At 60.6% G+C, this 13,759-nt stretch carries 13 protein-coding genes; 9 read left to right on the top strand and 4 right to left on the bottom strand.

Translation table 11 applies throughout. From position 1 onward, the window contains the following. Window position 1: 1 nt before the first annotated feature. The gene (locus tag IB273_RS21810) at window positions 2–706 is read right to left on the bottom strand and encodes a response regulator (RefSeq protein ID WP_081518063.1); all 705 of its coding nucleotides are present in this window, start codon (window positions 704–706) and stop codon (window positions 2–4) included. 770 nt (window positions 707–1,476) lie between these two features. Between IB273_RS21810 and IB273_RS21805 the strand changes: the two genes are divergently transcribed. The 4 genes from IB273_RS21805 to IB273_RS21790 all read left to right on the top strand — a co-directional run bounded on the left by IB273_RS21805 (window position 1,477) and on the right by IB273_RS21790 (window position 8,046). Next, entirely contained in the window at window positions 1,477–4,365 is a 2,889-nt protein-coding gene (locus tag IB273_RS21805) for a ribonucleoside-diphosphate reductase subunit alpha (protein WP_081518062.1), read from the top strand. 238 nt (window positions 4,366–4,603) lie between these two features. Further along, window positions 4,604–5,851, top strand: coding sequence for a ribonucleotide-diphosphate reductase subunit beta (locus IB273_RS21800; RefSeq protein WP_081518061.1), 1,248 nt, complete (start codon window positions 4,604–4,606; stop codon window positions 5,849–5,851). Window positions 5,852–5,976: 125 nt separating this feature from the next. Then, window positions 5,977–7,143 carry a hypothetical protein gene (locus IB273_RS21795; RefSeq protein WP_192225004.1) on the top strand — a complete coding sequence of 389 codons (1,167 nt, stop codon included), beginning with the start codon at window positions 5,977–5,979 and terminating at the stop codon, window positions 7,141–7,143. A 435-nt stretch (window positions 7,144–7,578) separates the two neighbouring features. Further along, entirely contained in the window at window positions 7,579–8,046 is a 468-nt protein-coding gene (locus IB273_RS21790) for a Bro-N domain-containing protein (protein ID WP_192225003.1), read from the top strand. A 602-nt stretch (window positions 8,047–8,648) separates the two neighbouring features. Here IB273_RS21790 and IB273_RS21785 read toward each other — a convergent pair. Together IB273_RS21785 and ycaC are read right to left on the bottom strand one after the other, a co-directional pair. Continuing rightward, window positions 8,649–8,960, bottom strand: coding sequence for a hypothetical protein (locus IB273_RS21785; RefSeq protein ID WP_192225002.1), 312 nt, complete (start codon window positions 8,958–8,960; stop codon window positions 8,649–8,651). Between the two features lie 88 nt (window positions 8,961–9,048). Further along, entirely contained in the window at window positions 9,049–9,678 is a 630-nt protein-coding gene (gene ycaC, locus IB273_RS21780; RefSeq protein WP_192225001.1) for an isochorismate family cysteine hydrolase YcaC, read from the bottom strand. Window positions 9,679–10,032: 354 nt separating this feature from the next. Here ycaC and IB273_RS21775 point away from each other — a divergent pair, with 354 nt between their 5' ends. Then, window positions 10,033–10,254, top strand: coding sequence for a DUF1654 domain-containing protein (locus IB273_RS21775; protein ID WP_024763117.1), 222 nt, complete (start codon window positions 10,033–10,035; stop codon window positions 10,252–10,254). A 55-nt stretch (window positions 10,255–10,309) separates the two neighbouring features. Here IB273_RS21775 and IB273_RS21770 read toward each other — a convergent pair whose 3' ends face one another. After that, window positions 10,310–10,633 carry a hypothetical protein gene (locus IB273_RS21770; protein WP_081518058.1) on the bottom strand — a complete coding sequence of 108 codons (324 nt, stop codon included), beginning with the start codon at window positions 10,631–10,633 and terminating at the stop codon, window positions 10,310–10,312. Window positions 10,634–10,790: 157 nt separating this feature from the next. Between IB273_RS21770 and IB273_RS21765 the strand changes: the two genes are divergently transcribed. The 4 genes from IB273_RS21765 (at window position 10,791) to IB273_RS21750 (ending at window position 13,759) form a co-directional block, all read left to right on the top strand. Further along, window positions 10,791–11,063, top strand: a complete 273-nt coding sequence (locus IB273_RS21765) for a hypothetical protein (RefSeq protein WP_192225000.1) — start codon at window positions 10,791–10,793, stop codon at window positions 11,061–11,063. A gap of 82 nt (window positions 11,064–11,145) precedes the next feature. After that, window positions 11,146–12,030 carry a LysR family transcriptional regulator gene (locus tag IB273_RS21760; RefSeq protein WP_192224999.1) on the top strand — a complete coding sequence of 295 codons (885 nt, stop codon included), beginning with the start codon at window positions 11,146–11,148 and terminating at the stop codon, window positions 12,028–12,030. Between the two features lie 187 nt (window positions 12,031–12,217). Then, window positions 12,218–13,054, top strand: a complete 837-nt coding sequence (locus IB273_RS21755; RefSeq protein WP_151186420.1) for a bifunctional allantoicase/(S)-ureidoglycine aminohydrolase — start codon at window positions 12,218–12,220, stop codon at window positions 13,052–13,054. A 183-nt stretch (window positions 13,055–13,237) separates the two neighbouring features. After that, complete coding sequence (locus IB273_RS21750) at window positions 13,238–13,759, top strand: hypothetical protein (RefSeq protein ID WP_192224998.1); 522 nt, start codon at window positions 13,238–13,240, stop codon at window positions 13,757–13,759.

Genomic DNA, 13,759 nt, shown 5'->3' with positions numbered 1-13,759 from the left:
CTCAGAGTTCCCCGACGAACAGGTAGCCCTTGCTGCGCACCGTCTTGATCAGGCGCGGGTGCATCGGGTCGTCGCCGATCTTCGGGCGGATGCGCGAGATACGCACGTCGATGGAGCGGTCCTGGCCGTCGTACTCGATGCCGCGCAGGGAGTTGAAGATTTCCTCGCGGGAGAGGATGCGCCCGGCGTTGGCCGCCAGCAGCCAAAGCAGGTCGAACTCGGCGCTGGTCAGCTCGATGGTCTGCTCGTCCAGCCAGGCCTCGCGCATGGCGTTGTCGATCACCAGCTTGCCGAAGGTCAGGCGCTTGCCGCCCACCACAGGCGCGGCTTCGGCCGGCTCGCTGCGGCGCAGCAGGGCGCGGATGCGCGCCAGCAGCACGCGAGGGCGCACCGGCTTGCACACGTAGTCGTCGGCGCCCATCTCCAGGCCCTGCACCTGGTCCATGTCGTCGGTACGCGCGGTGAGCATCAGGATCGGCCCGTCATAGTCCGGGCGCAGGCGCTTGCAAATGGACAGCCCATCCTCACCCGGCAGCATCAGGTCGAGCACCACCAGGTCCGGCCGTTCGGCCAGCACCCGCTCCACCGCCTTGCCGCCATGGGACTCGATGGACACCGCCAGGCCGTTGCTCTCCAGGTAATCCTGGGTCAACTCGGCCAGTCGCTGGTCGTCCTCGACGATGAGAATGCGCGCTTCTTGTTCCACCTTGCCTCCTGATGCGCCATGAGCGAGCACGGGCCCCCTAACTATAGAGAGCCCGCAAAAGCGGCCGGCATTGTAGCCAGATTGCCAGCGCCGCCGCACGCCAACGGCGTAAACAGGCATTACGCAAAAAGGTCAAGGGCTGCTGCGCCAGAAACACTATATATTGTGGTAGTGTTCCTCCCCGTGCAGCGCCCCCTACGCGTGTGAAAAATCTGTCGCCAGGCACGACGAACGGTGAAAGGCAGACAGCATCAGGGATAGCGCGAGTTACCCCGCTTCACCCACATTCCATGCACATTTTATCCACAGCTTTTCCCCGTCTCCCCGCCTTGCAAACACCCCCTTAGCGCATTATCTTGTATCCCCGTTGCGGTATACCCCTACATCTTGGGGTTGCAGCAGCGAACCGGACACAAGAAGAAAGTCGAAATCCCGAGCCTGTTCCACGGCTCCTCCGGTTCCACCACAACGTATTCCAGACGTACTGATGTGCCAGGCGGGCCCACCCGCAAGGAGCGATTCATGTCGATGGAAATGCGGTACGGGTGTTGCAACGTAACGTTCAACACCACTAGGTATTGTGGTCCCGGCCCGTAAAGCCGGCACCCGAGATGGGCCAGGGAGGCGCTTCGGGTCATTCCCCCTGTTCCAGAAGAATTCCAGCTCGCGGCTGCAATCGCGGGCGACTGCTCTTTTTGCTCTTTTTATCTAGGAACGGCGCCCCGGCGTCAGCAACACACCAAATTACGAGAACGTGGAGACAACCACCCATGCAAATCGACACCACTCGCGAGAACCCGCAGGCCGCAGCGCCCACGGCGGCCGAATCCGCTCAGGATCTGGCTGCCACTGCGCCCGGCCAGCTGCGCGTGATCAAGCGCAACGGCACCGTAGTTCCCTACACCGATGACAAGATCACCGTAGCCATCACCAAGGCGTTCCTCGCCGTGGAAGGCGGCACCGCCGCCGCCTCGTCGCGCATCCATGAGACCGTGCGCCGCCTGACCGAACAGGTCACCGCGACCTTCAAGCGCCGCATGCCCTCCGGTGGCACCATCCACATCGAAGAAATCCAGGACCAGGTCGAACTGTCCCTGATGCGCGCCGGCGAGCAGAAAGTCGCCCGCGACTACGTGATCTACCGCGAAGCCCGTGCCAACGAGCGCAAGACCGCCGGCACCGCCAGCGACATCGCCCAGCCGCACCCGAGCATCCGCATCACCAAGGCCGACGGCAGCACCCAGCCGCTGGACATGGGCCGCCTGCAGACCATCATCCGCGAAGCCTGCGAAGGCCTGGCCGAAGTCGATGGCGCCCTGATCGAACGCGAAACCCTGAAGAACCTGTACGACGGCGTAGCCGAGAAGGACGTCAACACCGCCCTGGTGATGACTGCCCGTACCCTGGTCGAGCGCGAGCCGAACTACTCCTACGTCACCGCCCGTCTGCTGATGGACACCCTGCGCGCCGAAGCCCTGGGCTTCCTCGGCGTCGCCGAGAGCGCCACTCACCACGAGATGGCTGACCTCTACGCGCAGGCCCTGGTTGCCTATGTAGAGAAAGGCTCCGAGTTCGAGCTGATCGACAGCAAGCTCAAGGGCTACGACCTGGCCAAACTGGGCGCCGCGATCAACCACGAGCGCGACCAGCAGTTCACCTACCTCGGCCTGCAGACCCTGTACGACCGCTACTTCATCCACAAGGACGGCATCCGTTTCGAACTGCCGCAGGTCTTCTTCATGCGCGTGGCCATGGGCCTGGCCATCGAAGAGAAGGACCGTGAAGCTCGCGCCATCGAGTTCTACAACCTGCTCTCCTCGTTCGACTACATGTCGTCGACCCCGACCCTGTTCAACGCCGGCACCCTGCGTCCGCAGCTCTCCAGCTGCTACCTGACCACCGTTCCGGACGACCTGTCGGGCATCTACAACGCCATCCACGACAACGCCATGCTGTCCAAATTCGCAGGCGGCCTGGGCAACGACTGGACTCCGGTCCGCGCGCTGGGCTCCTACATCAAGGGCACCAACGGCAAGTCCCAGGGCGTGGTTCCGTTCCTCAAAGTGGTGAACGACACCGCCGTCGCCGTCAACCAGGGTGGCAAGCGCAAGGGCGCCGTCTGCGCCTACCTGGAAACCTGGCACCTGGACATCGAGGAATTCCTCGAGCTGCGCAAGAACACCGGTGACGACCGTCGCCGCACCCACGACATGAACACCGCGAACTGGATTCCGGACCTGTTCATGAAGCGCGTCTTCGACGACGGCAAGTGGACCCTGTTCTCCCCGTCCGAAGTTCCGGACCTGCACGATCTGACCGGCAAGGCCTTCGAAGAGCGCTACGAGTATTACGAAGCCCTGACCGAGTACAACAAGATCAAGGTGTTCAAGGTCGTCCAGGCCAAGGACCTGTGGCGCAAGATGCTCTCCATGCTCTTCGAGACCGGCCACCCGTGGCTGACCTTCAAGGACCCGTGCAACCTGCGCAGCCCGCAGCAGCACGTGGGCGTGGTCCACAGCTCGAACCTGTGCACCGAGATCACCCTGAACACCAACAAGGACGAGATCGCGGTCTGCAACCTGGGCTCGATCAACCTGGTCAACCACATCGTCGACGGCAAGCTGGACACCGCCAAGCTCGAGAAGACCGTGAAGACCGCCGTGCGCATGCTCGATAACGTTATCGACATCAACTACTACTCGGTCCCGCAGGCTCGCAACTCGAACCTCAAGCACCGCCCGGTAGGCCTCGGCATCATGGGCTTCCAGGACGCGCTGTACCTGCAGCACATCGCCTACGGCTCCGACGCTGCCATCGAGTTCGCCGACAAGTCCATGGAAGCGGTGAGCTACTTCGCCATCCAGGCTTCCTGTGACCTGGCCGACGAGCGTGGCGCCTACGAGACCTTCGACGGCTCCCTGTGGTCCAAGGGCATCCTGCCGCTGGACTCCCAGCAGATCCTCATCGAAGCCCGTGGCCAGAAGTACATCGACGTCGACCTGACCGAATCCCTCGACTGGGCTCCGGTACGTGCCCGCGTACAGAAAGGCATCCGTAACTCGAACATCATGGCCATTGCGCCGACCGCGACCATCGCCAACATCACCGGCGTATCACAGTCCATCGAGCCGACTTACCAGAACCTGTACGTGAAATCGAACCTCTCCGGCGAGTTCACCGTGATCAACCCCTACCTGGTTCGCGACCTGAAAGTGCGCGGCCTGTGGGACCCGGTCATGGTCAACGACCTGAAGTACTACGACGGCTCCGTGCAGCAGATCGAGCGCATCCCGCAAGACCTGAAGGACCTGTACGCCACCGCCTTCGAAGTCGAGACCAAGTGGATCGTCGACGCCGCCAGCCGCCGCCAGAAGTGGATCGACCAGGCCCAGTCGCTGAACCTCTACATCGCCGGCGCCTCGGGCAAGAAGCTCGACGTGACCTACCGCATGGCCTGGTTCCGTGGTCTGAAGACCACCTACTACCTCCGTGCCCTGGCCGCTACCAGCACCGAGAAGTCCACCATCAACACCGGCAAGCTCAACGCCGTGTCGGCCGGTGGCAACGAAGGCCTGCAAGCCGCCGCTGCCGAGCCGCAGCCGGCTCCGGTCCCGCAAGCCTGCTCCATCGACAATCCTGATTGCGAAGCCTGCCAATAAGGTGAGCGCGCCGCGAAAGCGGCGCTGACACCGAAACGGCAGACCGCACGGACTGTCCCCTCTCCCTCTGGGAGAGGGCTAGGGTGAGGGGCTCTTCCGGGCCCCTTTTCCCCACCGAACAACAGCCTCCTCCGCCGCGCACCGCGCAGGACGGAAGACGCACAAGCTCTTAGCGTGCACCACACGCCACCAGACATCAGGCCGCCCTAGAACGGCCATCCAGAACAGGAGAGGACCCATGCTGAGCTGGGACGAATTCGACAAAGAAGACGCCACCGAAGCCAAGGCCGCCCCGGCCGTCGCCCAGGCCGCCGCGCAGAACGCTGACAAACTCGACGCCGACGCCGCTGGCTCCGTCGAAGAAGCGCGCGCCGTATCCGCCGACGACTCCGACGCCGTCGCCCGCGCCAAGCAGGCCCTCGACGCCCTGGACATCCAGGAAGGCCTGGACGATCTCGAAGGCTCCGCCGCCCGCGTACAAGTCGGCGACAAGCAGATGATCAACGCCCGCGCCGACCTCAATCAGCTCGTACCCTTCAAGTACGACTGGGCCTGGCAGAAGTATCTGGATGGTTGCGCCAACCACTGGATGCCCCAGGAAGTGAACATGAACGCCGACATTGCTCTGTGGAAGAGCAAGGACGGCCTGTCCGAAGACGAGCGCCGCATCGTCATGCGCAACCTCGGCTTCTTCTCCACCGCCGACTCCCTGGTCGCCAACAACCTGGTGCTGGCCGTCTACCGCCTGATCACCAACCCCGAGTGCCGCCAGTACATCCTGCGCCAGGCCTTCGAAGAAGCGATCCACACCCACGCCTACCAGTACTGCATCGAGTCGCTGGGCATGGACGAGGGCGAAATCTTCAACATGTACCACGAGATTCCTTCGGTCGCTAAGAAAGCGTCCTGGGGCCTCAAGTACACCCGCTCGATCTCCGATCCGAAGTTCGAAACCGGCACCCCGGAGACCGACCGCCAGTTCCTGCGCAACCTGATCGCCTACTACTGCGTCCTGGAAGGCATCTTCTTCTACTGCGGCTTCACCCAGATCCTCTCCATGGGCCGCCGCAACAAGATGACCGGCACTGCCGAGCAGTTCCAGTACATCCTGCGCGACGAATCCATGCACCTGAACTTCGGCATCGACGTGATCAACCAGATCAAGATCGAAAACCCGCACCTGTGGGATGCCCAGATGAAGGACGAGGCCACCCAGATGATCCTCCAGGGCACCCAGCTGGAGATCGAATACGCTCGCGACACCATGCCGCGTGGCGTACTGGGCATGAACGCCGCGATGATGGAGGACTACCTCAAGTTCATCGCCAACCGTCGCCTGACCCAGATCGGCCTCAAAGAGGAATACCCGGGCACCAGCAACCCGTTCCCGTGGATGAGCGAAATCATGGACTTGAAGAAAGAGAAGAACTTCTTCGAGACCCGCGTGATCGAGTACCAGACCGGCGGCGCGCTGAGCTGGGACTGACGGAAGTAGTAGCACCACCGCAAGTCAAGACCATTAGAAACGCTGTAGACCGAAATGGATTTTTGGGGCAGTGATAGAAAGACAAAAAGCCCCGCCTTGTGCGGGGCTTTTTTCATGGTGAAAAGATGAATAAAAAAGAAAGCCTTATACAATACATACAAGCTCTACAAGAGCAACAAAAAACACAAGAAAGCAAGAATGGAATTACGTTATGGGGCATCGGAGCCGGCGTAATCTATATTGCCTGGCAAATAATAGGAAAAATCACTGACCTGCAAGAGAATGCAGAAACATCTGCACAATTTATTGAGTTACTTTCACCATTCTCCATTATTGCCGTATGCGCGATTATGCTAATACAGAACTACTCATCAAACTCGAGGAGCGCCCTCGACTACAGATTCTCTCCTGCCACTAGAAACATCAACATCACGCCCGGGCTAGCAATCGTATTTTCTCCCGCAATTTTCCTCTCTTTTCTATCCACTTATTTTTTTGAACCCTCAAGCACAGCTGGCTTTTCGAAACTTTGCGGCTACACGCTCTCGGTAATCATTGCCCTGCTTTTTACGGCTGAAATCAGCTTAGCCTCAAAGAAAGAAATGCCCGATGTATCATCTCTTTCCATCGCTCAAAGAAGTGCTGCTCACAAATTTCTCTCGACTCTTTTTATCGTCACCTTTGCTGCAGCTGGAATATTTGCAACCTACAAAATCGCACTGGGAATATCCACAAAAATATATGCTCAGTATCAAATTGAAGCCGCATTCAACATCTGTTTAATCCCGATCTGCCTATACATAGCGAGAGAGATCCACAATAACGGGAAAAAATCTCTTGACCTAAGCAAGCTTCAAAGAGACATATTCATACATGACATCACCACTGATGAAATTGAAAATCGCCTGAAAGAAGAATTCGTGGGACTTCAGTTTGACGAATGGCTAGAGTCCGAACTTGAGAAAATACAAAGAAAAATTGAAGACCTCTCAAAAGTCATCGACGGCTACGAAAATATCAAGGATTCAATATCGCAGATAGCTCAAAATCTAAAATACGAAAGAGATGGTCAGAAGAACGAATATAAAAAGAGGATACTGGACTCTTACAGCGACTACTTTAAGGCTTTTGGCACTCTGGACCGCTGGATAGATAGAGCGCTGAGAAGCCAAGTATCAAAGGACTCCTACCTCAAGGAAAGACTGAGCGAAATAAAGACATCAATAAACAACACTAGCAACACCAACAAAATAACCGTCAGTAAAATCCTTGAAGACTTAAGCTCTATATAAAATTATTCACAAAGTAAATTTTTTACAACTTTTATCATGAATTTAACTAACAGTATCCAAGGAGTGAAATGCAAGAAATTACTTTCTGCCCGTGTTGACCCGTCGTCACCAACCCCCTACCCTTCCGCCCGGCGCCTAAGAAACGCCTGTCACGTAGCGGCCAGACCGCTCCCGAAAGTTAAGCGGCTTTTTCGAGCACGCTGGATTCATTCGTCCTCGAAAAACTCTCTGCGACGTCGGGAGTGGGCTAATACAAGACCCGAAAGGGGAATACGTCCGGCCCTCTACGTGGGGTTTCTTAGCTCCCGGCACCCAGCCCTAAGAAAGCTGGCCACATCACGTAGAGGTAATGGAAATGCCTATCCCCCCCCAGCCTTCGCCCCGAAGGCGCTTCGCTGTACCCGCCCTCTTCTCCCTCCTTCCCGGAGGTGCGCCATGTCTGAAGAGTTCCTGATCCCCACCGAATTCATCCGCCACAAGCGCCTGCTGCGCGCCGTGCTGCTGGAAGACCAGTGCTGGTTCTGCGCCCACGACCTGGGCCGGCTGATCGGTGTTCCATGGCTGGCCGAGCGCGTGGAGCGCAACTTGGACGACGACCAGTTCCGCCGCGCCTGGGTGCGCGATGGCAGCGGCGATTACGTCGATGAGCTGCTGATCAGCGAGTCGGCGGTGTATGCGGCGTTGATTCACTACTTCCATCCGGAGAATCGCAGCGTGCGGCAGTGGTTGTCGCAGCATGTGATCCCGGCGTTGCGGGACCAGCATCGGCTGGATGCTGGCGAGCCGAGACGGGAGCTCCTGCGGGGGACGACGACGTTGTCGGTGTTGAAGTGGCAGGGCGTGACCTGGGTGCCCTACCAGAACTGGCCCGAGCTGAGCCTCGGGCCGGAGAGCACGACGTAGGATGGTGTGGAGCGGAGCGATACCCATCGCTCTGCTCTTCCGTTGACCTGCTGACTCCCCTGTAGGAGCGGGCCATGCCCGCGATCCGCCGACAGGGCCGGCGTCTGTTTCTTCGCCGGTGTTGGTCGGTTGCTTCGGAATGGGTGTTTCTGCGCCGCTTCGGCGTGCGCGCGGGCTTCTTGTTTCGCCCCCTCGGGCGACCTTCTTTGGCAAACGCCCCAAAGAAGGCAAAGGTCTTGCCCCTGACATCCGGCTTTCCGCTTCGCGAAAAGTACCCTCGGTTCTTCGGAGTTTCAGGGGGCCGCCGCGAAGGGCCATCCCTGGCCAGTCGCGGCTTCCGCGGCATCCATGCCGCTCTCCCCCTGAAACTCCGATCACCTTCGGCCTCCTGAAAGGGGCACTTCGGCGCGTGTGGATAGTTCTCTGGAAGACATTAAAAGAAAGTGCAGGAGCCAAAAGCTGTTCGCGAGCAAGCTCGCTCCTACGAAAAGCCCAACCTGCCAATCCCCGGCTCTGGCTTTGGCTCTGGCTCTGAAGGCTTCCAGAGAAATACCAGCGCACTCCGACCTGCCCCGTTCAGGAGGCCTCGTTGAATTGGAGTTTCAGGGGTTGAGCGACATGGATGTCGCGAGAGCGCTGTCGGGCCAGGGATGGCCCGTCAGCGCGTGCCCCTGAAACTTCAATTCAACGAGGGAATTTTTCGCCCCAAGCGAAAAACCGGATGTCCGGGGCAAGCCTTTTTGGTTCCTTTTGTGGCGTTTGACAAAAGGGACTCGCCCGAGGGGGCGAAACACGAAGCCCGAGCGCACACCGAAGCGGCGCTGGAATACCCAAGCCAACGCAGCAGCAGCAGCAACAGCCCTGCAACACCACAGCAAAAGAAAACGTCGGCCCTGCCGACGGATCGCGGGCATGGCCCGCTCCTACAGGGAGCACCATGCAAACTCGCAACGAATAAACCGGAGCCCCAAAGGAGGCTCCGGTTTTCATTTCAGCGGGCTATTACTTGCCAGCCGCAAACGCGTTGTAACTGGTCATCAGATTCCGGTAATCCGGGATGTGGTTGGAGCACAGCGCCGCCAGCCCTTCGACATCGTTGCGCCAATCGCGGTGCAGCTCACAGGCCACCCCGAACCAGGTCATCAGTTGCGCACCGGCGGCTTCCATCCGGCGCCAGGCGGCGTCGCGGGTCATCTCGTTGAAGGTGCCGGACGCATCCGCCACCACGAAGACGTCGAAACCTTCCGCCAGGGCCGACAGCGCCGGGAACGCCACGCAGACCTCGGTCACCACGCCGGCGATGATCAGCTGCTTCTTGCCAGTGGCCTTCACCGCTTTCACGAAGTCTTCGTTGTCCCAGGCGTTGATCTGACCGGGGCGAGCGATGTACGGCGCGTCCGGGAACTGTGCCTTCAGCTCGGGAACCAGCGGGCCGTTGGGGCCGGTTTCGAAGCTGGTGGTGAGGATGGTCGGCAGGTTGAAGAATTTGGCCATGTCGCCCAGCGCCAGCACGTTGTTCTTGAACTTGTCCGGATCGATATCACGGACCAGCGAGAGCAGACCGGCCTGGTGGTCGACCAGCAGTACGGCGGCGTTGTCTTTGTCCAGGCGGTTGTAGGTGGCGTTGGTCATGGTGAAATCCTCGATTTGCTTTCAGTGGGTGCCGGCTGGGCCGGGAAGGTTTGGACTCGTTTGCAGTGCGTCACTGCATGGAACAAAGATTAAATTCGACACCCTTGTTCCACCAGACGGCAAAATTCACTTCTAGCGTTCCATTTTCAGAACGATAGCAACAAGACACCCCGCAAACCCACAGCTCCCAGGGGCTGCCCCCTGAGCAAACGCCGACCATCACTCCAAGCACCGCCCCAGAGCTCCCGATTTAACGTCCTTCAGAAATCAGCCTACCAACGATCACCCAGGCCTTTACAAGAAATACTGTATTTACATACAGTATTTCCATCCACCCCGAACCGGAGGCCTCCCATGCACGCCGCAACCTACAACCAGCTGTCCGCCCGCGTGAACGCCCTGCTGGCAGACCCGACCACCCTGAAGAACCTCGGCATCACTCTGCGCCGCGAACCCAGCGACGACTCCGCCGCCTGGAGCCAACTGGTCACCGACCTGCGCCAGGCCCCGAACCTGACCCTGCTGCCCTTGCAGGACGGCGCGATCCGGCTGGCCTGGCACAGCTGGCTGGATTGATCGGCGACTAGGAAAGCGAATCAGGATGGACCACAAACACCCCATCCCAGGTGACTTACGGCGAACTGGTCCGCGCCGTATCGGCGATGGCGTTGCAGGTGGTGGGGTTGAGGCAGTAAGTGATGTAGGTCGCCTGCTTGTTACAGCCGCGCACGCCGATGGTGTATTCGGTGCGCTCCATGGCACGGCGCACCTGGGTGACCTTGCTCGACAACACGCTGCTGGTGACCGACTCGCAATTGAGCTCGAACTTCGCCCGTGATTCAGTGGCACTGATCGCGGCCTGCTGGTTCGAGGCAAGGAACTCTTCGTTACTCATGCAACCGGACAACGCGGCGACAGCAGCCAGCACCGGCAGGGACAGCGGTAGACGTTTCATGAAGACGCACTCCGTGTGATTCCCCCGGTAGGGTCAGCTTCTGGAGTCTAGATCGCGCTGAAGGAAACGTCTGACGTGCAGTCCGTCGGCTGATACGGCGCAACGCCACTACGCTTCTACGCTCACCTCTGAGGGTATTGCAGTGGAGCGACGCGTGATGAATCTCGACGACGATTTCGACCTCAGTGATTTCAATTTCGATGACCTGAACGGTGATGAGCTCAGCCTGGTTCCCATGGAACCCGCCGCAGCGCCCGTTGCGGCAATGCCGGCCAAGCCCAGGGCCAAGTTCCAGATCGACACCCGCCACACCGAGCGCCGTTGCAGCGCCGACCGACGACAAACCATCCGCTTCGAAGACGACCGCCGCAAGGGCGACCGGCGCGGTAGCAGCGTCAGCGATCCCTGGGCGAAGACAGTCGACTTCTGAGCGTCGGCGGCGCCAGGTGATTTGCCGGGGCTCGGGCTGAGCTGCTAGAAAGCGGTATCGCATTCAGATTTCCGATACCGCCATGAGCGACAGTGATAAACCGAATACCCGTCTCTTTGACCTCGATCTGCTCCGCGCCATCGTCACGGTGGCCGACTGCGGCAGTTTCACCACGGCCGCTACGCGCCTGCACTCGACCCAGTCCACCGTCAGCCAGAAGATTCGCCGGCTCGAGGAAATGGCCGGGCACCGGCTGCTCGAACGCGGCAACCGCGATGTGCTGCCCACCGATGCCGGCGACACGCTGCTGGGCTATGCCCGGCGCCTGCTGGCGTTGAATGACGAGATGCTCGAGGCGCTGTCCGGCGCCACGGTGGCGCTGACAGTGCGCATCGGCGTGCCGGACGACTTCGCCACCGGGCGCACCACCGAGCAACTGGCCGCGTTCAACCGCCGCTATCCGCAGGTGAAGCTGGAAGTCACCAGCGGGCTGAGCCGTGATCTGTCCGCCAGCTATGACCGTGGCGAGCTGGACCTGGTACTGCTCAAGCAGCGGCAGAACGCCCGCGAGGCGGTGGCCTGCTGGCCGGAGAAGACGCGCTGGGTGGATAGCGCGAAGAACGCCTGCATCGAGCTGGACCCGCTGCCCATCGTGACCTTCCCGCCGCGCGGGGTGTACCGCGACGAGATGATCACCGCGCTGGAATCCATTGGTCGGCGCTGGCACATCAGTTTCACCAGTTCGAGCCTCTCCGGCATCCAGTCGGCCATCGCCGACGGCATGGGCATCGGTCTGCTGCCGCAGCGCGCGGTGACCACGGAGCACGCCGTGCTGCCGAAGAATATCGGGCTACCCTCGGTGGACGTGTTCGAAGTGGCGATGCTCCACCGGCCGGCGGTGGACCCGATGGTGAAGGAGCTGGCGCGGGTGCTGTCGCGGGTTCTGGCGCAGGACACGAAAGGCTGAGCTCCACCACCATCGCATTCATAAATTGAATACAGCGGATTCCAACATTTAATTTGTGCATGAACACGCTGCTGGATATCGTGGTTTCCAGCGACGGCCAGCGCACCGACAGCGCGCCGCTCTGCACCAATTGCTCACCACGGCGCCGCACGCGCCGGGCAGCAAGACAACAATGAGGAATTACCCCATGGCCAAATCCACTTATTACGCGCCGCACGGCGGGCACCCGGCACAGACCGAGCTGCTCACCGACCGCGCCATGTTCACCGAAGCCTATGCCGTGATCCCCAAGGGCGTGATGCGTGACATCGTCACCAGCCACCTGCCCTTCTGGGACAACATGCGCATGTGGGTCATCGCCCGCCCGCTGTCGGGCTTCGCCGAGACCTTCGCGCAGTACATCGTCGAACTGGCGCCCCAGGGCGGCAGCGACAAGCCCGAGCAGGACATCAACGCCGAAGCGGTGCTGTTCATCGTCGAAGGCGAGCTGACCCTGACCCTGCAGGGTGAAGTGCACAAGATGCAGCCGGGCGGCTATGCGTTCATTCCGCCGGGCGCCGACTACAAGGTGCGCAACACCAGCGGCCAGCACACCCGCTTCCACTGGATCCGCAAGCACTACCAGAAAGTCGACGGCGTACCGCTGCCCGAGGCCTTCGTCACCAACGAGCAGGACATCGAGCCGAAGGTGATGCCGGACACCGAAGGCCGCTGGAGCACCACCCGCTTCGTCGATATGGCCGACATGCGCCATGACATGCACGTGAACATCGTGAACTTCGAGCCGGGCGGCGTGATTCCGTTCGCCGAGACCCACGTGATGGAACACGGCCTGTACGTGCTGGAAGGCAAGGCGGTGTACCGCCTGAACCAGGACTGGGTCGAAGTGGAAGCCGGCGACTTCATGTGGCTGCGCGCCTTCTGCCCGCAGGCCTGCTACTCCGGTGGCCCCGGTCGCTTCCGCTACCTGCTGTACAAGGATGTGAACCGTCACATGCGCCTGACCCTGAACCAGCCGCACTGAGTGGCAGGCTCAGCCGGGAGCTGACTCCGGTTTCCGCAGCGACACCCGAAAGACCGGCGCCCAGGCGCCGGTTTTTCTTTTGCGCGTAGCCCGCAGCGTGACCGGTCTCGCGTGGCAAGCATGGCCTGGTCTGCTAAAACGTCTGGCTGGGAAATGTTTTGCAGTCGCCGAGGAAACAGGTACATGGAAGTCCGGTTCTTGCCGCAGACCGAGTTCGACAACGTCCATTTCTACCGCGCCGCCACGCTGCTGATCCTGCTGGCGATGGCCGCCTTCACGCTGATCAAGATGTTCAGCGGCGTCGTTCCCCTGTTCTCCGCCCTGCCCCTCTGCCTGCTGCTGCTCGGCGGGCGCTTCGCCGTGGAGTGGCGGCGGGTGTCGAAGGCGGAACCGGCCTTCATCGACAAGGGCGAACTGGTGCTCTGCGGCCAGGAAAGCCACCGGAAGATCGCCCTGGAGAAGATCAGCTCGGTACGCAGCCGCCACAGCCTGTTCATGGTGCGGCGCTATCGCTCCTGGTCGGAGCACCTGGCGTTCGTGGAATTCACCCTGGACAGCGGCGAGCGCGTCTCCACCCTCGCCGAGAGCCGCGTGTTCGAACTTCCCGCGGCCTCGGGCACGCTGGCGGCGGTCGAGTCGGCCATCCTCGCGGCGAAGGTGAAGCGCCAGGGCGGCGAGGCCGACGCCGTCAGCGGCGGTCGATGA

Origin of the sequence: Pseudomonas sp. PDM19 (assembly GCF_014852215.1) — a bacterium.
In the GTDB taxonomy this organism is placed as follows: domain Bacteria; phylum Pseudomonadota; class Gammaproteobacteria; order Pseudomonadales; family Pseudomonadaceae; genus Pseudomonas.
This window is presented reverse-complemented; position numbering and strand designations above follow the sequence as displayed.